The sequence below is a fragment of the Thioclava sp. PTB-PU3-1 genome, assembly GCF_055666785.1.
This window is the reverse complement of sequence record NZ_JBVNVL010000011.1, coordinates 17,028-43,203: the sequence shown is the minus strand read 5'-3', so window position 1 is coordinate 43,203 and position 26,176 is coordinate 17,028. Positions and strand designations below refer to the sequence as shown.

At 63.4% G+C, this 26,176-nt stretch carries 29 protein-coding genes and 1 riboswitch; of the genes, 12 read left to right on the top strand and 17 right to left on the bottom strand.

Annotated features, from left to right (window positions below; all coding sequences use genetic code 11):
- The 3 genes from ACZ7GB_RS19550 to ACZ7GB_RS19540 form a co-directional block, all read right to left on the bottom strand.
- Nucleotides 1–389 (bottom strand): aldehyde dehydrogenase family protein (locus ACZ7GB_RS19550; protein ID WP_472160097.1); only part of this gene is annotated, 389 nt, incomplete at its 3' end.
- A gap of 3 nt (nt 390–392) precedes the next feature.
- Nucleotides 393–1,310, bottom strand: coding sequence for a dihydrodipicolinate synthase family protein (locus ACZ7GB_RS19545; RefSeq protein ID WP_472160052.1), 918 nt, complete (start codon nt 1,308–1,310; stop codon nt 393–395).
- A gap of 7 nt (nt 1,311–1,317) precedes the next feature.
- A complete protein-coding gene (locus ACZ7GB_RS19540) occupies nt 1,318–2,040 on the bottom strand; it encodes a GntR family transcriptional regulator (protein ID WP_472160095.1) in 723 nt (240 codons plus the stop codon).
- A gap of 115 nt (nt 2,041–2,155) precedes the next feature.
- Between ACZ7GB_RS19540 and ACZ7GB_RS19535 the strand changes: the two genes are divergently transcribed.
- From ACZ7GB_RS19535 to ACZ7GB_RS19505, 7 genes are all read left to right on the top strand, one after another.
- Nucleotides 2,156–3,106 (top strand): GlxA family transcriptional regulator, encoded by a 951-nt coding sequence (locus tag ACZ7GB_RS19535; protein WP_472160094.1) that lies wholly within the window; start codon nt 2,156–2,158, stop codon nt 3,104–3,106.
- Nucleotides 3,107–3,797: 691 nt separating this feature from the next.
- A riboswitch (TPP riboswitch) is annotated at nt 3,798–3,918 on the top strand.
- A 114-nt stretch (nt 3,919–4,032) separates the two neighbouring features.
- The gene (thiC, locus tag ACZ7GB_RS19530) at nt 4,033–5,829 is read left to right on the top strand and encodes a phosphomethylpyrimidine synthase ThiC (protein ID WP_472160093.1); all 1,797 of its coding nucleotides are present in this window, start codon (nt 4,033–4,035) and stop codon (nt 5,827–5,829) included.
- On the top strand, nt 5,826–6,794 hold the full coding sequence (locus tag ACZ7GB_RS19525; protein WP_472160092.1) for an FAD-dependent oxidoreductase: 969 nt from the start codon (nt 5,826–5,828) through the stop codon (nt 6,792–6,794). The genes thiC and ACZ7GB_RS19525 overlap by 4 nt, the downstream gene beginning before the upstream one ends.
- Nucleotides 6,763–6,960: a sulfur carrier protein ThiS gene (gene thiS, locus ACZ7GB_RS19520; protein WP_472160091.1), complete on the top strand. Its 198-nt coding sequence runs from the start codon at nt 6,763–6,765 to the stop codon at nt 6,958–6,960. The genes ACZ7GB_RS19525 and thiS overlap by 32 nt, the downstream gene beginning before the upstream one ends.
- Nucleotide 6,961: 1 nt before the next feature.
- Entirely contained in the window at nt 6,962–7,729 is a 768-nt protein-coding gene (locus tag ACZ7GB_RS19515; protein WP_472160089.1) for a thiazole synthase, read from the top strand.
- Nucleotides 7,729–8,322: a thiamine phosphate synthase gene (locus ACZ7GB_RS19510; protein WP_472160088.1), complete on the top strand. Its 594-nt coding sequence runs from the start codon at nt 7,729–7,731 to the stop codon at nt 8,320–8,322. Before ACZ7GB_RS19515 ends, ACZ7GB_RS19510 begins: the two co-directional genes overlap by 1 nt.
- Entirely contained in the window at nt 8,319–9,290 is a 972-nt protein-coding gene (locus ACZ7GB_RS19505) for a ThiF family adenylyltransferase (protein WP_472160087.1), read from the top strand. Before ACZ7GB_RS19510 ends, ACZ7GB_RS19505 begins: the two co-directional genes overlap by 4 nt.
- 157 nt (nt 9,291–9,447) lie before the next feature.
- Here ACZ7GB_RS19505 and ACZ7GB_RS19500 read toward each other — a convergent pair whose 3' ends face one another.
- From ACZ7GB_RS19500 to ACZ7GB_RS19465, 8 genes are all read right to left on the bottom strand, one after another.
- The gene (locus tag ACZ7GB_RS19500) at nt 9,448–10,011 is read right to left on the bottom strand and encodes a GntR family transcriptional regulator (protein WP_472160100.1); all 564 of its coding nucleotides are present in this window, start codon (nt 10,009–10,011) and stop codon (nt 9,448–9,450) included.
- Nucleotides 10,012–10,086: 75 nt separating this feature from the next.
- Nucleotides 10,087–10,815, bottom strand: a complete 729-nt coding sequence (locus tag ACZ7GB_RS19495; protein WP_472160085.1) for a methyltransferase domain-containing protein — start codon at nt 10,813–10,815, stop codon at nt 10,087–10,089.
- On the bottom strand, nt 10,812–11,408 hold the full coding sequence (locus ACZ7GB_RS19490; protein ID WP_472160084.1) for an alpha/beta fold hydrolase: 597 nt from the start codon (nt 11,406–11,408) through the stop codon (nt 10,812–10,814). The genes ACZ7GB_RS19495 and ACZ7GB_RS19490 overlap by 4 nt, the downstream gene beginning before the upstream one ends.
- Nucleotides 11,408–12,676, bottom strand: a complete 1,269-nt coding sequence (gene bioA / locus ACZ7GB_RS19485; protein WP_472160083.1) for an adenosylmethionine--8-amino-7-oxononanoate transaminase — start codon at nt 12,674–12,676, stop codon at nt 11,408–11,410. Before bioA ends, ACZ7GB_RS19490 begins: the two co-directional genes overlap by 1 nt.
- Nucleotides 12,676–13,293 (bottom strand): dethiobiotin synthase, encoded by a 618-nt coding sequence (gene bioD / locus ACZ7GB_RS19480; RefSeq protein WP_472160081.1) that lies wholly within the window; start codon nt 13,291–13,293, stop codon nt 12,676–12,678. Before bioD ends, bioA begins: the two co-directional genes overlap by 1 nt.
- Nucleotides 13,290–14,423: an 8-amino-7-oxononanoate synthase gene (locus ACZ7GB_RS19475; protein WP_472160080.1), complete on the bottom strand. Its 1,134-nt coding sequence runs from the start codon at nt 14,421–14,423 to the stop codon at nt 13,290–13,292. The genes bioD and ACZ7GB_RS19475 overlap by 4 nt, the downstream gene beginning before the upstream one ends.
- Nucleotides 14,420–15,367: a biotin synthase BioB gene (gene bioB / locus ACZ7GB_RS19470; protein ID WP_472160078.1), complete on the bottom strand. Its 948-nt coding sequence runs from the start codon at nt 15,365–15,367 to the stop codon at nt 14,420–14,422. The genes ACZ7GB_RS19475 and bioB overlap by 4 nt, the downstream gene beginning before the upstream one ends.
- 475 nt (nt 15,368–15,842) lie before the next feature.
- Complete coding sequence (locus tag ACZ7GB_RS19465; RefSeq protein WP_472160077.1) at nt 15,843–16,667, bottom strand: sulfurtransferase; 825 nt, start codon at nt 16,665–16,667, stop codon at nt 15,843–15,845.
- Nucleotides 16,668–16,945: 278 nt separating this feature from the next.
- Between ACZ7GB_RS19465 and ACZ7GB_RS19460 the strand changes: the two genes are divergently transcribed.
- Nucleotides 16,946–17,578, top strand: a complete 633-nt coding sequence (locus tag ACZ7GB_RS19460) for a tyrosine-type recombinase/integrase (protein ID WP_472160076.1) — start codon at nt 16,946–16,948, stop codon at nt 17,576–17,578.
- Between the two features lie 136 nt (nt 17,579–17,714).
- Here the strand turns inward: ACZ7GB_RS19460 and ACZ7GB_RS19455 are convergent, their stop codons facing one another.
- The 4 genes from ACZ7GB_RS19455 to ACZ7GB_RS19440 form a co-directional block, all read right to left on the bottom strand.
- Nucleotides 17,715–18,713, bottom strand: a complete 999-nt coding sequence (locus tag ACZ7GB_RS19455) for a GFA family protein (protein ID WP_472160075.1) — start codon at nt 18,711–18,713, stop codon at nt 17,715–17,717.
- A gap of 209 nt (nt 18,714–18,922) precedes the next feature.
- Complete coding sequence (locus ACZ7GB_RS19450; protein ID WP_472160074.1) at nt 18,923–19,564, bottom strand: glutathione S-transferase family protein; 642 nt, start codon at nt 19,562–19,564, stop codon at nt 18,923–18,925.
- A 108-nt stretch (nt 19,565–19,672) separates the two neighbouring features.
- The gene (locus ACZ7GB_RS19445) at nt 19,673–20,827 is read right to left on the bottom strand and encodes a low temperature requirement protein A (protein ID WP_472160073.1); all 1,155 of its coding nucleotides are present in this window, start codon (nt 20,825–20,827) and stop codon (nt 19,673–19,675) included.
- Nucleotides 20,828–20,924: 97 nt separating this feature from the next.
- A complete protein-coding gene (locus ACZ7GB_RS19440) occupies nt 20,925–21,845 on the bottom strand; it encodes an alpha/beta hydrolase (protein ID WP_472160072.1) in 921 nt (306 codons plus the stop codon).
- 113 nt (nt 21,846–21,958) lie between these two features.
- Here ACZ7GB_RS19440 and ACZ7GB_RS19435 point away from each other — a divergent pair, with 113 nt between their 5' ends.
- Nucleotides 21,959–22,852, top strand: coding sequence for a LysR family transcriptional regulator (locus ACZ7GB_RS19435; protein ID WP_078539257.1), 894 nt, complete (start codon nt 21,959–21,961; stop codon nt 22,850–22,852).
- A gap of 116 nt (nt 22,853–22,968) precedes the next feature.
- On the opposite strand, the gene ACZ7GB_RS19430 is transcribed toward ACZ7GB_RS19435, so the two are convergent.
- Both ACZ7GB_RS19430 and ACZ7GB_RS19425 read right to left on the bottom strand, forming a co-directional pair.
- Nucleotides 22,969–23,181 (bottom strand): hypothetical protein, encoded by a 213-nt coding sequence (locus tag ACZ7GB_RS19430; RefSeq protein ID WP_472160071.1) that lies wholly within the window; start codon nt 23,179–23,181, stop codon nt 22,969–22,971.
- Nucleotides 23,178–23,930, bottom strand: a complete 753-nt coding sequence (locus ACZ7GB_RS19425; RefSeq protein WP_472160070.1) for a COG4280 domain-containing protein — start codon at nt 23,928–23,930, stop codon at nt 23,178–23,180. Before ACZ7GB_RS19425 ends, ACZ7GB_RS19430 begins: the two co-directional genes overlap by 4 nt.
- Nucleotides 23,931–24,031: 101 nt before the next feature.
- Here ACZ7GB_RS19425 and ACZ7GB_RS19420 point away from each other — a divergent pair, with 101 nt between their 5' ends.
- From ACZ7GB_RS19420 to ACZ7GB_RS19410, 3 genes are all read left to right on the top strand, one after another.
- On the top strand, nt 24,032–24,889 hold the full coding sequence (locus tag ACZ7GB_RS19420; protein ID WP_472160069.1) for a MurR/RpiR family transcriptional regulator: 858 nt from the start codon (nt 24,032–24,034) through the stop codon (nt 24,887–24,889).
- Nucleotides 24,890–25,172: 283 nt separating this feature from the next.
- Nucleotides 25,173–25,697, top strand: coding sequence for a hypothetical protein (locus tag ACZ7GB_RS19415; protein WP_472160067.1), 525 nt, complete (start codon nt 25,173–25,175; stop codon nt 25,695–25,697).
- Complete coding sequence (locus ACZ7GB_RS19410) at nt 25,688–26,161, top strand: thermonuclease family protein (protein ID WP_472160066.1); 474 nt, start codon at nt 25,688–25,690, stop codon at nt 26,159–26,161. Before ACZ7GB_RS19415 ends, ACZ7GB_RS19410 begins: the two co-directional genes overlap by 10 nt.
- Nucleotides 26,162–26,176: the final 15 nt, after the last annotated feature.

Here is a 26,176-nt window from a genome sequence, read left to right as displayed (position 1 = left end):
CAGCTCAGACAATGGATCGTCTCGGGCAGATCGACCGTCTCGCAATCGAAGATCGTCTTGCCGCTGTCGAGGCTCTCCATCACCGCCAGCTCGCGTGCATTGCGCTTGATCAGCTTGGCGAGCCGGATCAGCACTTCTTTGCGTTCGCTTGGGTGGAGGCGCGACCAACGTCCGTCCTCGAAGGCATCGCGCGCCTTGCCGACGGCGAAATCCACATCCTCGGGACCGCAGGCGGCGACCTGCGTCAGCACCTTGCCGGTGGCCGGGTTCATCGTGTCGAACGTCTTGCCCGAGATCGCCGGTCGATAGCCGCCGTCGATGAAGGCGTTGCCGGGATGATCCAGCCCCTCCGCGATGGCGCGGTATTCCTGTTGCGTCAGAAGATCCATGTCTCAGCCCTCCGCCTCGATCGTGGCGATCGCGCGTTTGACCACACGCACCACCTGTTCCAATTCGCGCTTGTCGTCCTTGTTGAGCGGGGTGAGCGGCGGGAGCATGCCGCCCGTCTCGATCCCGTTCATCGTCACACCATGCTTGATCGTCTGGATGAACTTGCCGCCTTGTTCGAGCACGCGCATCAGCGGCAGCATCGCCGACATGATCCGGCGCCCCTTGCTGAAATCGCCCTCGATCACACAGGCGTTGTAGAGCGCGACATGCTCCGCTGGCAGGAAGTTCGAGCCGCCACAAACCCAGAACGGTGCGCCCCAAGCAAAAAATTCGAGCGCCTGGTCATCCATCCCGCATCCCATCTGGATATGCGGATAGTCACGAGCCAGCAGATGCACGCGATTGATGTCGCCCGAGCTTTCCTTGATGCCGCAGAAGTTCCGGCTGCGGCCGACGCGGTCCAGGAATTCCTCGCCCATCATCGTGCCGGTCCGGTGCGGGTAGTTATAGAGCATGATCGGCAGGTCGGCTGCCTTGTCGATCGCAAGCGCGTTGAGCGCATTCTCGCGGTCGGTGGGCACCGAGTAAGGCGGCGACGCCAGCAGGATCGCATCGACCCCGATCTCGCGCGCGGCTCTGGCCAGGGCGATGGAGTCGGAGGTAAGCATCGCGCCCGTGCCCAGCACCAACGGGACCCGACCCGCAATATGCGCATGGGTAAAGCGGGCGATCTCGATCCGCTCTGCGACGGTCTGGGCATAGTTCTCGCCCGTCGAGCCGCCGGTGATCAGGCCATGCACGCCCTGTGCGATCACGAAGTCGATCACCTCGGCCAGCCTGTCCCAGGCGACCGAGCCATCGGGCAGCAGCGGCGTGACCAGCGGGGTATAGATCCCCTCGAACTTGAATATCGGTGTCATTGCAACCTCATGCGGAGGGGGTGAGCGGAAGGCGCCCGAGCGGCGCGTTCAGAGCGGCGGGCAGCACGTAGCGTTCGATCTCATGTTTCGAGAGAGCCCAATGCGCGTCGGAGAGGTCGGCCGCGGCCTCCTCGTCGCGGGCCGCGATCGCCGCGATGATCGCATCGTGTTGGGCGCAGGCCTCCGACAGGTTGTCGGCCATCGCCTGCGTCGTGGGCTGGTAGAAGGTCATGCCGATCCGGGCGTGATCGATCAGCAGCCGGTGGAACGAGGGCAGCAGGTAGGTATTGCCCGCCATCGCGCCGGTGATCTCGTGGAACCTCGTATTTGCGAGCGCGCGCGCGGCGGCACTGCCCGAATGGATCGCCTCGCGGAAGGTCTCTTGGGCGGCGCGCAGTTCGGCCAGTTGGATGTCGTTGGTGTTGCGCGCGGCCAGCCGCAGGATCGCTCCGTAGATCATCGGAGCCGCGAGGAAAAAGTCATGCAGCGTGCGCGTCGACAGATCAGACACCCGCGCCCCGCGATTGTCGCGCCAATTCGCATATCCCAGCCCGTCCAACTCGCGCAGGATCTCGCGGACCGGTGTTCGTGACAGGTCGAACCGTTCACACAGCTCCGCCTCGTCCAGATCAGCGCCGGGCGCCAGCTCAAGCGTCAGAATTGCGCGTCTGAGATGGTCGAAAAGCGCTGCCTTGCGTGCTTTCGGCGAGAGGGTCTCTTCGGTGGCCATAGTGACGATTCTCCTGTTTCACGCCCTCTCGATATCAAAAATACAAATTGAATACAAAATGTATTTCATGCAATGATCCCCAAATCGTCGCGCAACAGGAGGTTTCGAGTCGGTCATGTCCCAGCCCCAACACATCGTCTTCGTTCTTGTCGGAGAATTCTCCCATCTGGCCTTCTCTAACGCGCTTGAGCCGCTGCGCATCGCAAACCGGGAAAGCGGTGAGGCACTCTACCGTTGGTCGTTGATGGCGGAGGGGGGAGCTGTGGCGACATCGTCGAGTGACATTCGCATGATGGTCGATTACGACCTTGATGCTCTGCCGCGCTGCGACGCGGTTTATCTGGTGACCGGCAACGATATGCGCGCCCATATTTCTCGTCCCTTGCTGGCGCTGCTCAGACGCGCACGGGCCGCAGGAGTCACGCTCGGCACCTTTTGCTCGGGCGCCTACGTCTTCGCGAAAGCAGGGTTCTTGGACGGCCGACGCTGTGCTCTTCATTGGGAATTCCATGATGCCTTCCGCGAGGAATTCCCGGATGTGCAACTTGAGACCTGCGTCTTCGTCGAAGACGGTCCCTTCGTGACGGCGTCTGGCGGGCAAGCCGCGGGGGACTTGATGATCGCACGCATCCGGGCCGATCATGGCGAGACGCTGGCGATGCGGGTCTCCGAGCAGATGGTTTGCGGTGCAATACGCCCAAGCGCGACCGAGCAGCGGATCTCCTTTCAGGCGCGCACGGGCCTGCGCAACAGAAAAGTCGCGCACGCCGTTCGCTTCATGTCCGAGCGACTTGAGGAGTCATTTTCCTCGCAGGAGATCGCTGACGAATTGGGCGTGTCGGTGCGTCAGCTCGAACGGCTCTTCAATGCGCATCTCCACATGTCACCCAAGCGCTACCTGATGCAATTGCGGATCGACCGGGCGCGTCAACTTCTGACGCAAACCGAAATGCCGATGATCGACATTTCGACCGCCTGCGGGTTCTCGAGCCCGACGCAGTTCGCCCGAGCCTGGCGCGGTATATTCGGAACGAAGCCCGCGCAGTTTCGAAAGCAGGCGGCCTGAGGTGGGTTGTGACGAAACTACGGGGACACCAGTCCGAACCAGACATCTGTAGTGAGCACAGCGAATGAACGATTCCCGCCCTCTCTATTAGAGCGTCGAGGTCGGCCCTAAGCGGTCCTTCGTCCCGACCGCAGCGAAGGTCAGCATTCCTCTACGAGCTGTAAGTAATTCCGTATTTCCAAAATCCGCCTCGGCGCTTCTCTCGCGTTCATCGCGGCCAATGGCAGTTCGAGCTTCTCAGGAAACGGTTTGCTTCGATCCGGCAGCGTGCTGCACGCGAACGCCTATGCCGTGTGCTTGAGCAAGAGAGGGTTCCTGAGCGGCGACGATCGTGTCTCGGCCTGAGTTTCGACGCCGATCTCGCTGGCCTCGGGCAAGATGACGATGAGCGTGCGGACCGCCGTCGGGGCCGCCGCCGGAAACGCGCGCTCCGACAAAGTGGTGATGACGACCACCTCGGTGAATATCGAAAGCGCAGCACCCCAGTCCGGCCTTCAATTCAGCAGTCGCGCATGGCCGGGATCGGTCGTCTCGGCGCCGGGCTCGTCTACGAACCCGGGAAGCGTTCCGCGATGTGGGGGGCGCTGGGATGGACGGCGCGCTTTTGAACCGCTGACGCCGGGCGCGCCGATCACGACCGCCGGATGTCACGCGGACGCGCCTTGCCAGGTTCGCACTTCGCTCCTACAACAGGATCACGCAGGGGAGTCCCGCTTAGGGGACTGAGAGGCTGACAGGGTGAAAACCCGGTGACGCGACCCTTTGAACCTGACCCAGTTGATACTGGCGTAGGAAGCAAGGCGCGCAGACCGGGCAGAGTCTTTCTCTCGTTGCGTGCCATGATAAAAGGCCGCCCGGCCTTTGGTTTCCCAAGCGTCTCTCAATTGGTGTCCTTTGAGAACGAACGCTTGAGGAGCACCGAAACGATGAACATTCTCACCCCCAAGATCACCACCGGTGCGCTGCCGGCATCGCGCAAGATTTACGTCGAGGGCGCCCTGCATGAAGGGCTGCGCGTGCCGATGCGTGAGATCGCCGTGCACCCCACTGCCGGAGAAGCGCCGCTGCCGGTCTATGACAGTTCGGGTGCCTATACCGACCCCGAGATCACGACCGATATCAATGCCGGTCTCGCGCCGCTGCGCCGGGCATGGATCGAGGCGCGCGGCGATGTCGAGAGCTATACCGGGCGCGATGTCCAGCCCGAGGATAACGGCTTTGCCGAAGGAGCGCGGCTGACGCCGGAATTCCCGGTCAAGCCGCAACCGATGCGGGCCAAGGGCGACAAGGCGGTGACGCAGCTGGCCTACGCCCGCGCCGGGATCATCACGCCCGAGATGGAGTTCGTTGCGATCCGCGAGAACCAGCTGCGCGAGGCCGTGGGGCCGCGCGACGGGCAGGACTGGGGCGCGAACCTGCCCGATTACGTGACGCCGGATTTCGTGCGCGACGAGATCGCCGCGGGCCGCGCGATCATCCCGGCCAATATCAATCACCCGGAAGCCGAGCCGATGATCATCGGGCGCAATTTCCTCGTGAAGATCAACGCCAATATGGGCACTTCCGCCGTCACCTCCTCGATGGAGGAAGAGGTCGACAAGCTGGTCTGGGCGATCCGCTGGGGCGCCGATACGGTGATGGACCTCTCGACGGGGCGCAACATCCACAACACCCGCGAATGGATCATCCGCAACAGCCCCGTGCCGATCGGGACCGTGCCGATCTATCAGGCGCTGGAGAAGGTGAACGGGATCGCCGAGGACCTGACATGGGAGGTCTTCCGCGACACGCTGATCGAACAGGCCGAGCAGGGCGTCGACTATTTCACGATCCATGCCGGCGTGCGGCTGCACATGGTGCCGATGACGGTGGAGCGCGTGACCGGGATCGTCAGCCGGGGCGGTTCGATCATGGCGAAATGGTGCCTGCATCACCACAAGGAGAGCTTCCTCTACGAGCATTTCGAAGAGATCTGCGACATCTGCCGCCGCTACGACGTCTCGTTCAGCCTGGGCGACGGGCTGCGGCCGGGCTCGATCGCGGATGCCAATGACGCCGCGCAATTTGCCGAGCTGGAGACGCTGGGGGAGCTGACGAAGATCGCCTGGGCCAAGGACTGTCAGGTGATGATCGAGGGGCCCGGCCACGTCGCGATGCACAAGATCAAGGAGAACATGGACAAGCAGCTGGAGTGCTGCCACGAGGCGCCGTTCTACACGCTCGGTCCGCTGACCACCGATATCGCGCCGGGCTACGATCACATCACCTCGGGTATCGGGGCGGCGATGATCGGTTGGTTCGGCTGCGCCATGCTGTGCTACGTCACGCCGAAGGAACATCTGGGCCTGCCCGACCGCGACGACGTGAAGACCGGCGTGATCACCTACAAGATCGCCGCCCATGCCGCCGATCTGGCCAAGGGGCTGCCCGGCGCGCAGCGGCGCGACGATGCGCTCAGTCGTGCGCGTTTCGAGTTCCGATGGGAAGATCAGTTCAATCTCTCGCTCGACCCCGACACCGCCCGCGAATTCCACGACGAGACGATGCCGAAAGAGGCGCATAAGGTCGCGCATTTCTGCTCCATGTGCGGGCCGAAATTCTGCTCGATGCGGATTTCGCACGACATCCGCGCCGAGGCGCAGAAAGAGGGGATGGAGAGCATGGCCGCCAAGTTCCGCGAAGGCGGCGAGCTTTACGTCCCCCTCAAGGGGACGGGCGAATGATCACTATCGCAGGCGGCGGCCTCGCGGGGCTGTCCTCGGCGCTCGAACTGGCGCGCGCCGGGGCTGCGGTGCGGGTCTTCGAGGCGGCGAACGAGATCGGGGCGGGCAGCGTTTCGCGCTATGCGGGCGGGATGCTGGCACCCTGGTGCGAGGGCGAAAGCGCCGAGGACGCGGTGGTCACGCTGGGCGCGCGGGCGGCTGACTGGTGGGCCGAGATCACGCCGGTCACGCGGCGCGGCACGCTGGTCCTTGCGCCGCCGCGCGACAGTGCGGAGCTGACGCGCTTCGCCCGCCGCACCTCCGGCCATCGCACGCTCGATCAGGCGGCGATCACCGAGTTGGAGCCGTCCCTTTCGGGGCGGTTCGCACGCGGGCTGCATTTCGCGGAGGAGGCGCATCTCGATCCGCGCCGCGCGCTGCGCGATTTGGCGCAGGCCGCGCGTGAGGCCGGGGTCGAGATCGTGCTGGGAACCAAGGCCCCCGCGCAAGTGGATCTCGATTGCACCGGCTTCGCCGCCGATCTGCCCGAGCTGCGCCCGGTGCGTGGCGAGATGGCGATCCTGCATTGTCCGGAGGTCGAGATCACGCGCACCCTGCGCCTGCTTCACCCGCGCATTCCGCTTTACCTCGTGCCGCGCGGGCAGGGCGTCTACATGATCGGCGCCACGATGATCGAAAGCGCCGCGACGCGCCCGATCACGCTGCGCTCGCTGACCGAAATGCTCAGCGCCGCCTTCACGCTGCATCCCGGCTTTGCCGAGGCGAGCGTGATCGAGACCGGGGCAGGGCTGCGCCCGGCCTATCGCGACAACCTGCCCCGCCTCGAGAGGCACGGCGGGACGCTTCATCTCAACGGGCTCTATCGCCACGGCTTCCTGCTCGCGCCGGCGATGGCGGCGCGTGTCACGCAACATTTCTTTCCGGAGGGCTCCGATGCAGATCACCGTCAACGCCAAACCGCATGAGATCGCCGCGCAAGACCTCGCGGCGGCACTGGCAGAGCTGGGCTTTGCCAATCCCGCCATCGCCACCGCGCTGAACGGAGAGTTCGTGCCCCGAGCCAACCGCGCCGACACGCGGCTTGCCGAGGGCGACCGGCTCGAAGTGCTGGCACCGATGCAGGGGGGCTGAGATGAAACTCTACGATACCGAACTCGGCTCGGCGCTGCTGCTGGGCACGGCGCAATATCCCTCGCCCGCGATCCTGTGCGAGGCGATCCGCGTCAGCGGCTGTGAGGTTATCACCGTCAGCCTGCGTCGCGAGGCCACGGATGGCGCGGGCACGCAATTCTGGGACATGCTGCGCGAAACCGGGATGCGGGTGCTTCCCAACACCGCGGGCTGCCATTCGGCGCAGGAGGCCGTCACCACCGCGCGGATGGCGCGTGAGGTCTTCGGCACCGATTGGATCAAGCTGGAGGTGATCGGCCATGCCGACACGCTGCAACCCGATGTCTTCGCGCTCGTCGAGGCGGCGCGGACCCTCGCGCGCGATGGCTTCAAGGTCTTTCCCTACACCACCGATGACCTGATCGTCGGCGAGCGGCTGCTGGAGGCTGGCTGCGAGGTTCTGATGCCGTGGGGTGCGCCGATCGGCTCGGGGCAGGGGCTGCGCAACCCCGACGCGCTGCGCGCGATGCGGGCGCATTTTCCGACCGTGCCGCTGATCGTCGACGCGGGGGTCGGGCGGCCCTCGGACGCCGCGCAGGCGATGGAGCTGGGGATGGACGGGGTGCTGTTGAACACCGCCGTGGCGAAGGCCGGCGACCCGGTCGGCATGGCCCGCGCGATGGCGCTGGCGGTGCAGGCGGGCCGCGCGGGGCATCTTGCCGATCCGATGGAGCGGCGCGACATGGCCGTGCCATCGACGCCGGTTCTGGGGCTGGCGGAGTTGATGTGATGGAGCGGTTCTACCTGATTACCTCGAATGTCGCGCAGCTCGAGCTTCTGGTGCCGCAGGGCGTCCGGCTGGTGCAGCTGCGGCTCAAGGATGCCTCGTCCGCCGAGACCCGCCGCCAGATTGCGCGGGCGCGGGATATCTGCGCCGTGCATGGTGCGCAGCTGGTGGTGAACGACTACTGGCAGGAGGCGCTCGACCTGCGCTGCAGCTTCGTCCATCTGGGGCAGGAGGACATGGATACGGCCGATTTCCCCGCGCTGCGCCGCGCCGGGATACGCTTCGGCCTGTCGACCCATGACGAGGCGGAGCTGGACCGGGCGCTTGCGCAGGACCCGGCCTATGTGGCGCTCGGCCCGGTCTATCCGACGAAGCTGAAGAAGATGAAATGGGCGCCGCAGGGGCTGGAGCGCGTGACCCGCTGGAAGGCCCATGCGGGGCCCGTGCCGCTGGTCGCGATCGGAGGGCTCACGCCAGAGCGCGCGCCCGGTGTGCTTGCGGCTGGGGCCGACAGTCTTGCCGTCGTGACCGACATCCAGCAGGCGCCCGACCCCGAGGCGCGTGTATCCGAATGGCTGAAGGTCTGCGCGCCATGACCCGCTACGCACGCCAGATGATCCTGCCCGAGATCGGCGCGGCGGGTCAGGCGAAGCTGGCCGCCGCGCATGTCGTCGTGATCGGGGCCGGGGGCTTGGGCTGTCCGGTGCTGCAATATCTCGCCGGGGCGGGCGTGGGACGGCTGACGATCTTCGATCCCGATTGGGTCGAGGAAAGCAACCTGCACCGACAGCCGCTCTACCGGATGGCCGATCTCGGGCGCCCCAAGGCCGAAGCCGCGCGCGATGCGCTGCGCGCTCTCAACCCGCAGATCACGGTCGAGGCGCATGTCGAGGCACTCGGGCCGCGACGGGCGGAGAAGATCGCGGCGGAGGCGGATCTGGTGATTGATGCGGCGGACAGTTTCGCGGTGTCCTATATCCTCTCCGATGCGTGTCTGAGCGCTCAGACGCCGATGATATCCGCCAGCGTTCTGGGCCAGACCGGCTATGTCGGCGGCTTTTGCGGGGAGGCGCCCTCGCTGCGCGCGGTCTTCCCGGACCTGCCCGCCTCCGGTGCGAACTGTGCCACCGCGGGCGTGCTCGGCCCGGCGGTCGGTGTGATCGGCTCGCTGCAGGCGCAGATCGCGCTGCGCGTGCTTCTCGGGGCCGACCCGCCCGCCATGGGGCGGATGCTCACCGCCGATCTGGCAGAGCTTCGTTTCGGCGCGTTCAGCTTTCTCGGCACGCCCGAGCCGGAAACCTCGCTGCGGTTTGTGTCGGCCGAAATGCTGGATGATGGCGATCTTGTGGTCGACCTGCGTGGTGAGGACGAAGCGCCCAAGCCTATTTCCACCGAGGCCGTCAGATTGTCCGCGCCAGAACTGGCCAAGCTGGAGCCCGTCTCCGGTCAGCGGGTCGTTCTGTGCTGCGCGTCGGGCCTAAGGGCATGGCAGGCCGCGCGCAATCTGCAAATTCGTTGCGTTGGTGCTGAGTTTGCGTTGCTCGCAACCAAAACAGGCTGGTGACGACAAAAGGCCCGGCGCAGTGAACGGCCTTTAGCTGCCCGCCGGAGTCTCGCTCGTCCGCGTCCGCTTTAGGAAAATCTCGTTGCGTTGCAGTTCGCCGCTGAAAAGTTTCTCGCTGCCGACAAAACGTAGATTGGCTGTTTTGGGGTATCCCGGTTCAGTTCAGCCGCTGCAGATGGCGCGTCAAAATTGCGGCCGCGGACTTGGCGTCTTGGCGCCGGATTGCGCTCATGATGCCGTGGTGATCCTTGTCGATGCGCGGGCGCCAGCGTGCGCGGTAGTGGACGAGGATATAGCGGGCCGCGAGGTTCTGCATGTTCTCGACCGATTCAAGCAGGCGCGGCATTTCGCAGGCCTCGTAGATCTTGATGTGGAACGCGCGGTTCTGCTCTTCCCAGTCGTAGATGTTTGAGGCCTGATCGCAGGCCTGGCGCAACTCGTCGGCCTGTCGCACCTGAGCGGCCGTCAGGTTGGGCACCGAATGCAGGAGCGTGAGCGGCTCGAGCGCCAGTCGCATGAGTTTCAGCTCACGCTGCGCAAGGGGATCCAGCGGCGCGACGTGAACCCCCTTGTTGGGCTGCGAAACCACCAACCCGCGCGCGGAAAGCTTGAGCAGGGCTTCGCGGACGGGGACATGACTCACGTTGAATTCGGCGGCGACATAGTCCTGCCGTAGCCGCTCGCCCGCGATCAATTCGCCGCGAATGATGCGGCGGGCCAGTTCGTCGGCGATCAGTTCGGGGGTGGGCGCGGCAGGAATGGTTTCAGACTTTCAAGGGGGCATGCTGGCCGAAGGTCAGGGCTTGCGGGCAATACAGCAGGACGGATGGTAGGTCAAAGTCAGAGGGCCGTCTCGGTCCATCCGTTTCATCAGGTGGCGTAGGCGCGGGGCCGACAGCTGCCCGCCCATCAGCCCGTTGACCCCGGTCGCGCGCAGATGCCCGAACAGGGTCCGCGCATCGGGGAATTCGAGGCGGATGGTTGCATCCCAAGCGGCAATCACCTCCATTCTTTGAGGCAGATCGTTACACAGCCCGTCGGCGTCACGATAGGAGGGAGCGCCGGCGGCGAGTCCCAGTTGCGCGAGTTCCGGGAAATTCCCGGGACCAAAGCTGGTGAAGGCGAGAAGCCCGCCGGGGACGAGGGTGTCGGACGCCCTGCGAAGCAGCTCACGCGGTGCCGCCAGCCATTGCAGCATCGACGTCGACGCGACCAGATCGAGCCGATCCGGCCAGCGGATCTCTGTTGCATCGCCTCCGAGGGCGTGGACACGCGTCCGCTCTGGCCAGTGCAGATCGGGCAACGGTGCTGCGAGGTCGTTGAGCCAGATTTCGCGTGGCTCCAGCTGCAAAAGGTGGCGCGTCAGAAGGCCGGTGCCATGGCCAAGCTCGATCACCCGGGTCCCGCGCGGTATCATGGGGGTGAGGCGCGCACTCAGCCGTGCCGCGATCCGGGCCTGAACTGAGGCTGCCCCGTCATAGCTTGCCAGATGGCGCGAGAAGGCTGCGGCGATGCGCTCTTTCATCCGGTGATCTCCCGCCAGTCCTGCCAGTGATCGAACGGGAAATGGCCCGTCTCGACCCAGTCGATTGGTTGGCCTTGCCATGCGGCTGTCATCGCGTCGGCGGGGAAGATGCGATCCTTGCGCGCGGCGATGATGCGATCGAACGCGCGGGGCGGCGCCGTGGGGCGGGCCCTGAGCGCGCACAGCTCGTCGCCCAATGCGGCAATGTCGGGCGTCTGAGGCTGCGGCAGCCCCGCGCGGCGCGCGAAGCGGGCAAGCCTTTGGCGGTCGAGCCCGGCGAGGGTGCCGTCATAGATGTCCGCACCGATCGTGCGGCGCGGATCGGTCGCGCCGCAGATCGCGATGGCGCGATCGGGGCGCAGACCGCCCAGATGCCGCGTCGCCACCGCCACACCCATCGAATAGGCGACGAGTGTGATCCGGTCATGCCTCTCTATCCATGCGGGATCGAAAGTCTCGTCGCGGTAATCGCTCAGGATCAACAGGTCAGTGTCGCCTGCCAGGCGTTCGATCCCGGCGGTTTCGGTGGCCCAGCCCGAATAGAACATCACCAGACGGCGATGCCCCTGCTGCCTGATCCAACGCGCCCGCATCAAAGCCCCTTCGCGATGGTGAGCATGGCATGGGTGACGTGGCTCAGCTCGTCGGGTTCGATGCTCAGCGGCGGCATGGCATAAAGGAGCCGCCCCAAGGGGCGCAGCCAGACACCGCTTTCCACACAGAACTGATGCACGCGGCCGACGGGCAGGGGGGCCTCCATCTCGATGACGCCGATCGCGCCGAGCGTGCGCAGGTCTCGGACGCCCGTCATGGCTCGGGCCGGGGCCAGTTCGGCGGTAAGCTGTGTCTCGATCGCGCGGGCGCGGGCCGACCAGTCGTGGCCTTTCCACAGATCCATCGCGGCCGAGGCCACGGCGCAGGCCAGCGGATTGGCCATGAAGGTCGGCCCATGCATAAGGGGGCCGACAGTCGCGGCAAGTTCCTTGGTCGTGATTGTCGCGGCGAGGGTCATCATGCCGCCGGTGAGCGCCTTGCCGAGGCACAGGATGTCGGGGGTGACGCCTGCCGTCTCCATCGCGAAATCGGTCCCGGTGCGGCTGAACCCAGTGGCGATCTCGTCGAAGATCAGGTGGATGGCGAAATGGTCGCACAGGGCGCGCAAGCCGCGCAGGTATCCGGGGTGATGGAAGTGCATGCCGCCAGCCCCCTGCACGACGGGTTCGATGATGAAGGCCGCGATGCGGTCGCCGTGGGTCCGGAACAGCGTCTCCACTTCCGCCAGCCCGTTGCGCGCGGGGTCCTCGGTCCATGGCGCGTCGAAGGGGATCGGCGGGCGCGATACGAAGTGCTGCGCCGAGAGGGCACGGCCGAACTGGGCATGCATCCCGGTCTCGGGATCGCTCAGGCTCATCGCCTTCCATGTGTCGCCATGATAGCCGCCCCGCGCGGTGGCGAGATCCGTGCGGTGGGGATGGCCTCGGTTCACCTGCGACTGGGCGGCCATTTTCACCGCCACTTCGACCGCGACCGACCCGCTGTCGGAATAGAAGATCTGATCGAGCCCGTCGGGCATCGCCGCGACGAGCTGTCTGGTGAGATCGATCACGGGCTGATGCGTGAGGCCTGCAAACATCACATGCGGCAGAGCGTCCGCCTGATCCTTCAGAGCCTGCACGAGGGGCGCCGGCGCATGGCCGAAGGCCGCGGCCCACCACGAGGACATGGCGTCGATCATCCGTCCCCCGTCGTCCCGGGTCAGCCAAATCCCCTCCGCCGCGACGACCCTGTGCAGGCGCTGTGGGAGGGCGCGCTCGGTATAGGGGTGCCAGACATGCGCCTGTTCAAAAGCCATATCCTTCATCACAGTGCTCCCCGGATGCGATCGAGGTCGAGCCGCCGGGCCGCATCGCGCAATCCTTGTGTCGTCAGGTCGAACATGAAGGGCAGGCGGCCCAGCGACGGCAGGTCGGCGATGCGGCAGATGGTGTCCTGACTGTCGGCCACCTCGTCGCCGACGAAGGCGATGCCAACGAGCGGCACGCCTCGGGCGCGCAGGGCCTCGATCGTCAGCAGGCTGTGATTGATTGTGCCGAGCGTGGTCCGCGCGACGACGATGACGGGCGCACCCCATTCCGCCATCTGGTCGGCATAGAGGCGGTTGCCGTTCAGGGGCACCAGCGCCCCGCCCGCGCCTTCGATGACGAGAGGGCCGTCAACGTCGGGCAGCTGCAAGGGGCCGATCTCGACCCCGTCCAGTCGGGCGGCGAGATGGGGGGAGGCCGGGGTGCGCAGGCGCCATGCCTCGGGCAGGGTGGGTCGTCCGGTCAGGCGCGCGACGGTTTCGCTGTCGGTTTCCTCGTCCAGCCCGGCCTGCACAGGCTTCCAGTAGTCTGCCTGAAGCGCCAGTGTCAGCGCCGCGCTGAAGACAGTCTTGCCGATTCCTGTATCGGTGCCGGTGACGATAATGGGTGAGGTCATGGGGTAGACTCCGGAGCATGGGTGGACAGGGTGCTGAACAGGGTGTCGATGTCGCGACGCCGCAATCCACCGGTCAGCGAGATGCGCAGCCGTGCGGTGCCTCGGGGCACTGTCGGCGGGCGCACGGCCCGCAGGTCGAGCCCCGCCGCCTGCAGCCTCTGCGCGAGACGGACAGCGGCGTGATCTTCACCGACGATCAGCGGCAAAATCTGGCTGCCGTGATGGCGCAGGCCGATGCTTTGCGCCGCATGATGGGCGTGCTGGCGGAGCGCTGCGGCATGGTTTCGCCATTGCGGCTGGGTTTGCAGTAGATGCAGCGAGTGCCGGACGGCCGCCGCCATCAGCGGCGAGGGCGCCGTGGCATAGATGAAGGGCCAAGCCCGGTTGATCAGGGTTCGGATGACCACGCTTTCGGCGCAGATCAGTGCCCCGCTCGCCCCGAGCGCCTTGCCGCAGGTATGGATCACGATCATCGGCACGTCGCAGCCGCTCGGCGCGAGGCCCCGGCCATCGGCGCCGTAGAGACCCGTCGCATGGGCTTCGTCGAGGATCAGGGTGGCGTCATGGTCCCGTGCGATCGCGACGAAATCCGCCAGCGGCGCGAAGTCGCCATCCATCGAATAGAGCGTCTCTAGCGCCAGCCAGACCCGGCCCTTGCCGCCACGCTCACGCCAGCTTCGGATCTGGGCGGCGGCGTCTTGCGCGTCGTTGTGCCGAAAGCTGCGCAGATCCGCCGTCCCGAGCCGCATCCCCTCATGCATGCTGGCGTGAACCAGCGCATCGTGCAGCACCAGATCGCCGCTCATCGGCAGGCAGGTGAGGATCGCCTGATTGGCCTGAAAGCCACCGCCCATGTAGAGACAGGCTTCTGATCCGAAGAACGTGGCGGCCTCGGCTTCGAGCCGCTCGAATTCCGCGTCATTGCCCCGCAGCAGGCGCGAGCCGCCCGAGCCCACCGGGACACCGCGTGCGAGTGCGTCCGTGATGCTCTGGGCCAACTCCGCGGAGTTGCGCAGTCCCAGATAGTCATTCGATGCGAAATCGAGCCCTTTGCCGGGGATCAGCTCCCTAAGCCGCCCTCGGGCCGCGAGCTGCTCGAGACGCGAGGCGTGACGAGGATAGGTGCTCATGGCTGATCCGCGGTCTCTGGCAGCGCCTCTGGCGCCAGTCCGAGACGGGAAAAGAGCAGGGCATCCTTACTGTCCTCGGGGTTGTCGGCCGTCAGCAACGTGTCGCCCACGAAGATCGAGTTCGCCCCCGCGAAGAAGCACATCGCCTGCAACTCGTCGGACATCGCGCTACGCCCTGCGGAGAGGCGAACATAAGAGGTCGGCGCGAGTATCCGAGCCGTCGCGATGACCCGCACGAGCTCGAACGGGTCGAGTGGCGGCGTGTCGGCCATCGGGGTGCCGGGCATCGGGATCAGCAGGTTGATCGGGATGGATTTCGGCGGCTCCGGCAGATCGGTGAGGGCCTGGATCATGCTGATGCGATCTTCCGCAGTCTCGCCCATGCCCAGGATGCCGCCCGAGCAGACATTGATCCCGGCCTGTCGCACGCGCTCTAGCGTCTCTAGCCTGTCAGCGAAGCTGCGGGTCGACACGATTGAGGAATAGAAATTCTCAGACGTGTCGATGTTGTGGTTGTAGTAATCGAGCCCCGCTTGCTTGAGCCGCGCCACCTGTTCATCATCAAGCATCCCGAGGGTCATGCAGGTCTCCAGCCCCATCTCCTTGACCCCCTCGACCATGGCGATGACCGCAGGCATGTCGCGGGGCTTGGGCGAGCGCCACGCCGCCCCCATGCAGTAGCGCGTCGCGCCTGCCGCCTTGGCCTTGCGCGCTTCAGCAAGCACTTTCTCCACTTCCATCAGTTTCGATGCGCTGAGCTCGGAGCCGTTGCGCGCGGACTGTGCGCAATAGGCGCAATCCTCGGGGCAGCCTCCGGTCTTGATGGAAAGCAGCTTGGCGCATTGGATCCTGTTCGGATCGAAATTCGTCCTGTGCACCCCATGGGCACGGGAGAGTAGATCCATCAGGGGTAAATTATAGATTTTATGTGCTCGATTTTTCATGCCGACCCGTTCTCTGACTGTGGTCGTCAGAAGATGACGCGGCGCGGCATATCGCAATTTGCAAAGAAATCTATTGTTGGCGCGCTTAGGGTATCTAGCAAGTTTCTGAATATAAATAAAAATATGAAAAACGTCTGAGCGGTCGGGATGCGAGGAGTCGCAGATCTTAACTATTATATATTAACTGAACGGCGGCGTGGCGATGCGCGGAGGGGCACCACTTCGCGACCTCTGGTGCGCGGCGCCTTTTGCTTTCGCAGGGAAAAAGCGGCCCCTCGCCGCGCGGACAGGCGGTCAACGGAGCCCGCGCTTCAAGTTCGAGCCCGGAGAAACCGAAACACGCTTTCCGCCCTCTCTATTAGAGCGTCGTGGTCGGCCCTAAGCGGCCGTTCAGCCCCTGCGCAGGGAAAGTCAGTTGTTCCTTCCGATCAACGCCACATCGATATGCTGACGAAGCTCGCGTGAAAAAAAGAGGTCAACGCTCTATCGGCATCCCCACCATACTGCCCCATTCCGTCCAAGATCCGTCATAGACGCGAACGTCGTTGTATCCGAGCAGTTCAGTCATTGCGAAGCTTGCGAGCGTCGCGCGGTGTGCGAGCCGACAGTAAGATATGATCGACACGTCCGGGCCGTCGACATGTTCGGCCAAGATAGCCTGGATAGCCTCCGCCGATTTGAAGGTGGTATCATCGTTGAGGAGGGCATCGAAGGGAAGATGCGCCGCGCTGGGGATGCGCCCGTAGCGTTCAGCGCCAACGTCCGGTTTGCCCGGAAGGCCCACCCTCTGGCCGGAATATTCTTCGTGCGAACGGTGGTCCAAGATGACCGTGTCCGGGTCATCGATGCTGGCCAGAACATCGGCGCGACCGGCCCTGAGATTGTGTTTTCGCTCAGGCGTGCCGTATTCGGCGACGGGAAATTCGGGCTCGTCTATTTCGAGCGGTCGTCCTTCCCTGCGCCATTTCTCCTTGCCCCCATCGATAATTCGGACGTCCGGGTGCCCAAATAACTTCAGCACCCACCATGCGTAGGTTCCGAATTGGACAGGCACACCGTAGATCACCACAGTTGTATTGCGGGCAATGCCCGCAGCACCAAGTCGCGCGGCGAACTCAATGTCAGTGGGGAACTGGCGTTCGAAAGGGTCCCACAGCGCGGTTTTCCAGTTCCATCCCGCCGCGCCGGGGAGATGGCCTTGTTGGTAATCTGCGCGCCCGTCCCAATCGACCTCGACAATGCGAAGGTCGGGATCGGAAAGGTGCTCGGCCAGCCAAATCGTGTCGACGAGAGAGCTCATGGCGGTAGTCTCCGTTCTGAGACAGGCGACTCATCTGGCTGCGTTTCATCTCCTCCATGTGGGAGCGGCAACCAAGAGTGTTATCCTCAGTAATGGTGCCACCCTCGACTATTTGCGGCAAGCGAAAGCACGATCGGTGCCAGAGAAGCTGGCTTAGAGCTCCTTTCGGAGCACCCGATTTGGTGTCGGAGCGAGAATTCACGACCGCAAAATGCTATCCTCAGACGCTGGCACCGGGTCAGCGACGTGGTGGGCGCGGGCGGATCGGAGAAACTGACATGTCCACTGCCAATCTACCCGCCATCCGCCTCCGGCGTCCCGCATGGAACAAGGGGCGCATCGTCGGGCAGAAGCGACCGCTTCTGCCAAAGCACGTTTGGGCAATTCGTGTGAGGCTGGAAATTTCCGAGCGTTTACGTGACCTTGCCTTGTTCAATCTCGCCATCGACAGCAAGCTCCGCGGCTGTGACCTCGTAAAACTGAAGGTCGCGGACGTCTTTGCCGCCGGTCAGGTAAAGGAGCGAACATCGATCACCCAGAGCAAGACTAAGAAGCCGGTGCGTTTCGAAATCACTGAGGGCACCCGCAAGTCAATTTCCGTGTGGCTCGATGATCCGGCGATGACTGGCTCTGAATACCTCTGGCCTGGTCGTTTCCACGATCGGTTGCACATTTCGACGCGCCAATACGCCCGTCTCGTGCGCGACTGGGTAATATCCATTGACCTTGAGCCGAGTTCATTCGGCACGCATTCCATGCGTCGGACAAAAGTTGCGCAGATCTACCGGAAGACAGGCAACTTGCGCGCGGTCCAACTTCTGCTCGGCCACACCAAGATGGACAGCACTGTTCGATATCTCGGTGTTGAACTCGAGGACGCGCTTGCGATTTCTGAGGCTGTAGAGATCTAATTGTTAGGGCCGCCGCTCAAAGGCGGCCCTAAGCGGTCATTCGGGACCCGGCGCAGCATTTTTTGAGCGCCGAACGTCGGCAGTGGGGACATGCGGCCTCAGGCATTTGGCACGATCTTGATCGGAGGTCTTGATCCTACAACCCGCTTCCGTCACCGATGCGCCAATGTTGATCGTAGGTTCGGCCCGTGTTGATCGAGCCGTCAGCTGAGCGTCGATGTGCGTCGAACGCTTCTATGCCGGCCATCACCGTGCCGCTTGGAAGGGCCTCGCTCAGAAATATCTGAAGAGCGGTTTTGGGCGAGACGTCGATCCGGTTGGGGCGGTCGAGGGTTCCCCGGAAGACACCAACCTCGTCAAATCGCTCGCCGGTAAGCCATAAGGCAGTCCCACAGTTGCCGCAGAACCGTCTTTCAAGTGCCTTTCCGCTGCCGCCACGGTGACGATGAACGACTGGCGTGCCGTTGGTGATCCGGAACTTGTCCGGATCCCAGAGCAACTCGAAATTCACGCCCGAGCCCAACGACTTCTGACAGGATCGGCAATGACAGATAACCACCGCAACGGGTTGATCATCCGCTTCATAGCGGATGTTGCCGCAAAGGCATCCACCGGTATGTGGTCCGGCACCTTGGTCCGTTTCACTGTTCAAGACATGCTCGTCGAACACATGTTCAATCGCGGGCGAACCGTCCGCAGGGTCACAATGGCCCTCATAAGCATGGAAACATTTAGGTGTGATTGTCCCCGACTGCGCGGCCTCCAAGAAAAGGTAGCGCAAGGTTTCGGCATCAAATCCGACGTCCTGCGGGGTGTCGAAACTGGTCGTGAAGACGTTCATTGCGTCGTCCCAGCGCTGAAGCGTGAGGAAGAGATGCGAACCGCAGTCCTGACAGAAATGAAGGTAAACTTCCTTCCCGCTGCCCTCTGAAACATGGGTGTAGACCAAGGGCACGCCTTTCAGAACCTCGATCTCGTCTTTGGTGAAGCAATGCTCCACAAGAAACGGACCCCCGGTCATGCGTTGGCAAAAGCGACAGTTGCAGATGTAGGCATTGCCGGTATGCGGCGCTGTTCGATACCGGATCGCCCCACATTTGCACCCGCCGGTGTGACCGTTTTCGAAATCCTTCATGGGTTAGAAACCTGCCGGACGATCCAACGCAAATCAACCTAAGAGGCCGCTTGGGGCTGTTTGCGGACCTTCATCAAGTTGGCCGTAGCTGCGGAGCGGCCAACTTTCTTTTCGCGGTGTCTCTTCAAAGTCCACTCTGAGCCACACAGGCCGACAAAAACCATTTTTCAAGTGCTGCTTCCAGTGCGGTCGAGGCATGCGCTGGGGGCTCAGCGGCGGCTCCCCTCATAGAAGCGCTTGGTCGCATGGCAGGTGTCGAGTGCTCGTAGATAGGCGAGCCGCGATCTCACCCGGACAAGGTAGTCTTGGATGGTGTCCTCGAAGGATAGGCCGCACCCGTAGTCGATCAGGTTCAGACCATAGGCGACCGAAATATCCGCTGCGGTAAAGGCCGCCCCCGCCATGTAGGGTGACGAGTTGAGCTGCCGAGCCACCAGTGCGAGGCGGCTGTCGACCTGGTAACTTGCGAAACGGACCTGGGGCGCGTCATCGGACGCATCCTGCGACAGGTGGCGCAGGTTCGACAGGTAATAAGCCGCAGTTGCGAGGCCCGCCTCGCCAAGAAGCATGAACTGCCTGTAGGTCGGGAAGGTCGGGTCATCGGACGCCGGGGCGAGTGGCGTCGGCCCGTATCGGGCGGCCAGATAGTCCAGGATAGCAATCGATTCGACCATCGTGACCTCGTCATCGCGCAGGGCCGGAATAAAACCCGAAGGGTTGATCGCCAGAAAGTCGGGATCGCGAGGATCGTCGGAAAGCAGATCGACATCTACGAGACGGTGGGGAAGCCCCATTTCTTCAAGCATCCACACCACTCTGAGCCCCCGTCCTTCTCCGTAGACGGTGATCATCAACCGGTTCCTCCCAAGCGCGGCCGTTGTGCCGTGGATGATGCGATGTATCGTAGACTGTCCGTCATGTGTTCCTGCCTGCGATGGAATGCGCGATAGAAAGCAAGCTTACCCGTTTGCGCGAGCGGTGCCTACGGCTCGCATCGCGGTCAACAGGACCAGCGCTACGGCGGTGACCGAGACCGGAGCGCCAGCGAAAGCGAGGATCGCGACCACAGCGGTCCCGGCCAAGAGCAGGTGCTGGCGCAGCAGACCTTCGCGGAACCTGTCCCGGATGAACCATAATCCGAACAGATAAAGTGCAACGGGACCTGCGACCCAGCCTGAAGCGGCGGATGCGTCGATCTCGGAATGATGGGTCACGACATCCATCACCGCGCCCAAGCCTGCCGCGACCAGCGCGCCGGCGGCAAAGACGATCACGTGGCCGTAGCCCCAGACGATGGCGCGACGAAATTCCGACGTTTCCAGATGGTCTTCGCTTTCAAGGAAATAGAGCCACCACAGCGCGAAGACGATTACCAGCCCCGAGACGGCGGCGAGGATCAGCGGCGCCTCGGCTTGGCCCTCATAGAGATGACCGAACATCAGCGAGATCGAGACCACGACCTCGCCGAGAACGATAATGTTCAACAGTCCGTAACGTTCGATAAGGTGGTGGCGATGCCAAGGCGTCTCGCGGGCGCGCTCGGCCCAGACCGGAACAGCCAGCTCCACCACAAAGATCGCGGCGAACACGGCAAGGAAGGCGGCGTGGTTGGGCGGCATCGCGAAATAAAGCGCGATCCAGAGCGCCTGAGCCACCGCGATGCCGATGGCATAGCGCAGCGCCGAGCGCCGATAGTCGGGGTTCGATCGCGCGGCACGCAGCCACAGCGCGATCATGCCGATGCGCATGATGATCCAGCCGACCAGCGCATAGCTGAAATCAAGAGAGGTGGTGATGGACTCGACCCCGCCGGCAAAGACCGCGGCTCCACTCATCACCACCATCGTCAGCAGGATGAACAGCGCATCGCCATTGTCGAAGGCTGAGGCGAACCATGTGAAGTTCATCCAGGCCCACCAAATCACCGCGAAGATGGCGATGAAGTTGAGCAGCATCTCCGGCCCGTGCCCTTCGGAAATCGCGTGGTGTAGCGTCACCGTGACCGAAGCAATGGCGACCACACTGACCAGATCGAAAAACAGTTCGAGCTGCGTGGCCGCGCGGTGGCCCTCGCGCGGATCGCGGGCGATGAGGGGGCGAATTCCTGTGGGCATCGGCGTCTCCTGTCCTTTTTGTCGTCAGGTTGGCACGGATCCCTCTGATGCCAAAGAAAAACCCCGCCCGGGCTTCCGGACGGGGTCGGTGACTGCGTTACGCTGCCAAATGCTCCTTGAAGAAAGGCGCGAGAACCGAGACCGCCTCGGCCACATATTGCTGACCATCATAGAGCATCATGTGGTTCGCTCCCTCGACGACGTGGAAGGCCTTGTCGCTGCTGGCGGCGCGCTCGAAGAGATCGTCGCTCATCCATTTGCTGCCCGCCTCGGAGCCAGCCACGATCTGCAGGGGCTGGGTCAGGAAGGTCTCCGCCATGTTGAAAGCATCATAGGTGATCAGCTGGGTCAGGCTGCGTGCTGTGCCCCAGCCTGGTGCGGTCGGACATTGCGCACGTTGCGTGTGGTAATATTCCCAGGCCTGACGCAGTTCCTCGTTCGGGGCGTCTTCTTCTTTCAGCGGCGCCATGGGCATTTGCGCGACCGGGTTACCAGCTGCGTCCGAGCTGCGCGCCGCCGAGCCCGCCTCAATGTAGGGCATCGCGGCCTCCGAGGGCTGCTCGCCTTCCCAGCCGTTGCGCAGCATGGAGCCGATATTCACGGCGCTGACCGTGCCGACCGCCTTGATCCGGCGATCGTTGATCGCGGCATTGGCGGTGTAGCCAGCTCCGGCACAGACACCGGCAGCGCCGATCCGGTCGGTGTCGATGAAGGGCAACGTGGTCAGGTGATCTATCACCGCACTCACATCCTCGGTGCGGATATAGGGGTTCTCGAGCTGGCGCAGCGCGCCGCCGCTCTCGCCCTGATAGGAGGCGTCATAGGCGATGGTGACGAAGCCCGCACGAGCGAGTTCCGCCGCATAGGTGCCCGCGGTCTGTTCCTTCACACCGCCGCCGGGATGGGTCACGACGATTGCGGGATACTTCCGGGTCTCGTCGAACCCTTCGGGCAGGTTGAGGATGGCCGACATCTCGATGTCGGGATTGTTGGAGTTCGCAAAGCTGATCTTGGTCATGTCTCAATCTCCTTGGGGTGGGCCATTTGCCCTTTCGATGGAGACAATATGCGGGCTGGCGCCCAAAGTGATTAGATGGCAAAATCTTAATGGACTTATAAATTAGGTGATGAATGCGGCGAGAGGATATCGCGGATATCTCTGCCTTCGTGATGGTGGCCGAGGCTGGCAGCTTTACCAAAGCCGCCCGACAATTGGGGATTACTCAATCCGCCCTGAGCCAGATCGTGCGACGGCTGGAGGAACGGCTGGACGTGCGCCTGTTGGCCCGCACCACGCGCTCGGTCGCACCCACTGCTGCCGGAGAGCGTCTCGTCGCGCGAATGGCACCGATGTTGCGGGACCTTGAAACGGGATTGACCGAGCTCATCGAGACCCGGGACCGGCCCGGCGGCCATATCCGTATCACCAGCGTCGAACATGCAGCGCGCGCGTATGTGCTCCCTGCTTTGGCGCGCCTGCTCTCTGACTATCCCGAGATCACAGTCGAAGTGATTGTCGATTACGGCCTGGTCGATGTGGTCGCTGACAGGTTTGACGCCGGCGTGAGGCTTGGCGCGCAGGTCGAGAAGGACATGATAGCGGTGCGCATCTCGCCCGACATCCCAATGGCCGTTGTCGCGACGCCCGAGCACATCTCGGCGCATGGACGTCCCGAACGGCCCGAAAGCCTCGTCGAGCATCGCTGCATCTGTCTGCGCCTCCCGAGTTCTGAGACGCTCTATTCGTGGCGTTTCGTGGCGGCAGATCGCGAGACCCAGGTGCGCGTATCCGGCCCGGTTATCTCCAACACCGCAGAGCTGATGCACAAGGCGGCGCGCGAGGGGCTCGGCTTTGCCATGCTTCCCGCAGATATGGTTGCGGAAGATCTGCAAGCGGGCCGGCTGGAACAGGTGCTGAGCGATGCGACGGCACCGTTGCCCGGGTATCACCTTTACTATCCCAATCGTCGCCACGCTTCGCCGGCTTTTCGCCTGCTCGTGGATGCACTGCGGTATCGTGCGTAGGGATATGATCGGGGCCCACGTTCTGTGTTCGATTAGCGCAACCGGCACCGGCCAGTGGAGCACGGCGCCTCGAATTTGGCTTTTCAGCTGTCAGACAGTTAACCGATTCCAATGCGCTATTTGCGTTTGCGCGCCTCACGCAGGACCGCTTCACTGAGTATCAGAATGCAGCCGAAGGCAAGCGCAAGGCCCGCGCCAATCGGCCCGAGACCTCCCTTGCCCATGAATATTGCCACCAATGTTACACCGCCGACCACCGCCAGTGTTAGCCGCAAGTCGGCCACGAACATCTTGAAGAGTTCTTTTAAGACATCGCCAATGATTGTCATGCGTTGCTCCCCTCAGGCGTGATGCGCGCGACACGCGCAAGGCCGATGCCAGCCAACAGAAACAGCGCCGCCAGCGGAAGCAGCGCGAGATCGGCGCCAGGCCACTCTGCGCCAAGCCCTTCGCCGGTCCAAAAGACACCGAAGGCCGACAGCATCACGCCGACGCCGAATTTCAGCGTATTCTCAGGCACCTGCGAAAGCGGCCTGTGCATCGCCGCGCCCACGATCAACACGAGAGCGCAGGCCGCCGTCGCGCCAAGCGAAGCCTCCCACAACAGGCCCTTGCCGGCTCCTATGGCGACCACGATGAAGGCGACCTCGAGTCCCTCCAGCAGCACCGCCTTGAAAGCGGCGATGCCAGCAATCCACTGCAATGTCCGTGGCGCGCCGGTTTGGGCGCGCAACTCTGCGGTTTCAGCGTCATAGGCCAGCGTCTCGTCATGCAATGCGATCACGCCAGCCGAGCGAAGGACGGCCTTTCTGAGCCAGCCCATGCCGAACAGGAGAAGCAGAATGCCGACGACGAGTTGCAAGGCCTGGATCGGGATGATGCGCAGCGCCGGGCCGAGAATGAGAACGATCAGGGCAAGGACTGCGAGTGCCGCGGCAGTCCCGGCGATGGCGGGCCGCCAGCCGCGCGTGGTGCCGACAGCCAGCACGATGGTGAAGGCCTCGACCACCTCGACGATCGACGCGAGGAAGGCCGCCGTGACAGCAGGGAATACCACGGTCCAGAAATCAGGTGGCATGGGCATCCTCCGGTTTTGGCGCGATTGCGACGACGATGCGACTCTAATGTCGTAACTACTACAGCTTGTATGTCGCGAATGCAACGTGCTATGTAGCAAATATGAACACGAGCACGTTTTCCGATCGTATTTCCAGCTACAACGCGGCCGTGTCCTCCGTTGAGCAGCGCCTCCTCGACTGGCTTGCCCGGAATCGCGAGACCGCGCTTCACGCCTCAGCCGCAGAGATCGCCGCGGCCGCAGGAACCAGCGACGCCACCGTGATCCGCACGGCACGCAAGCTCGGCTACGCGGGGCTGGCAGAGCTGCGCCGCGCCTTGGCCGAAGACCTGCGCCGCGATCTGACGCTCGCGGACCGAATGACGCGCGAACTGTCGCAGTCCGGCGCTGCCCCGGGTTTAGAGACATCGACCCAGGCCCTGCGCGCCGCGCTTGATGTCATCGAGGCGCTGGAAGACGCGGTGGTTTCGGAGATTGTCACCTCGATCGTCGCGGCACGCCGCATCCATGTCTTCGGCATCGGGCCGTCGGGCTTCATCGCCGGCTATTTCGCGGTGCAGCTTCAACGCCTCGGCTTCGACGCTCGGGCCTTGTCACGCGCGGGCCTGCAGTTTGCCGATGACCTTGTCGGAATCGAGTCGGAGGATACCGTTATCGCACTGGCCTATGATCGGCCCTATCCCGAGGTGCGGGCACTCTTTGATCGAGCAACGCGCCTGAACCTGCCCACCTTTCTGATCACCTCCAACGGGCCGCGCATGCCCGACCCGCGCGCGCGCCTCGTCCTGCGCGTGCCTCGCGGCCGCACGGACGGTTTTGGTCTGCACGCGGGCACCCTCGCTCTGCTCGAGGGCCTCCTCGTTGCGCTTTCGGCTGCCGAACCAGACAGGACAAAGGCAGCGCTTGAGGACCTCAACGCCGCCCGCGAGACCCTGTCGGGGGCAGGTATGGGATTGTGAGCCCTGCGTTTCGGACGCTTCTTTCGGCAAGCAATCTTGATCCTCAACGTCAGACGCCATCGGCGACTGCAGCTCTGTGAAATTTATGGCTCGGGAAATGGTGCGGTGACATGAACGACCTGCTTTGGCTCTCCGACGCCCAAGTGGCACATCAGGAGACATGCTTTCCGAAGTCACTACGCAAGCCTCGGGCCGATGACCCGCGTGCTCTTAGGGCGACGCGGATGCGATTTCCCGTTATCGCGACAAGTTGGAAAAGACGATGCCCTGAGCGGATGCGGTAGTGCTCGGTCTCGCTTTCGCCGGGCAGGACACCTCTGTTGAACTCGCATCGTTTCGGTTGGCGGTTTCACCACACCAGACTTTCGAGACGAGTGCAGCGAAGGTCGGCTCTCCGCCCATTTTCGACCTCCACGGCGCATCGTTCATCCGCTGCGCTCTCTGCGGACAGACGCTAAGGTCCGGGCGCTACCTCGCATTGGAAGAGCGGGAAGCCAACAGGCCACCTTCGCTGCGCAGCTCACCCAAGACCTTTCTACAAGCTCACGAAAAAGCGATTATTATCTTGCTCTTAATTGCAGGCCGAATAGGATTTAAAACATTGACTTGTATGGGAGGAATTCAAGTGAAGGTTCTTTTTAGTTTTCTGATGGCTGTGTTCACGCTATCGATGCCGTTGCATGCCATGCCAACCGCGGCGGGACTAAGCCAAGTAGAAATCGCCCATGGCGGAGGTTGCCGGAAAAGTTCGCCCCCGGGCCAGTGTTGTCACATGGACAACAGCGTGGGCCGGGTCCATTGCCACTGAGATTTGCTCTCAGCCTGATAATTGCGGCGGCTCTCTGTGGGCCGCTGCAAGCGCAGACCATAAGTGGCACGGCTTCGGTCATTGATGGCGATACAATCGATATTCATGGCGAGCGGATCCGACTTCAGGCCATTGACGCCATCGAAAGCCGACAGCGTTGTAGGCTGCCGAGCGGGAAGCTGTGGAACTGCGGCAAGGATGCAGCCTTCGCACTTGCTGATAAGATTGGACGTGCCCCGGTGGCGTGCAAAGTTAGCGGGATTGACCGATACGGACGCTACGTCGCGGTATGCAGCCAGCACGGCGAAGACCTGAACAGTTGGCTCGTCCGCAACGGGTGGGCGGTCGCGTATCGCCGCTACGGGCGTGACTACGTGCAAGATGAAGACGTCGCGCGAAAACTGCGCGCAGGGATCTGGGCGAGCGAGTTTTTGATGCCGTGGGATTGGCGGCGAAAAAATTAGCGTGGAGAAGACATT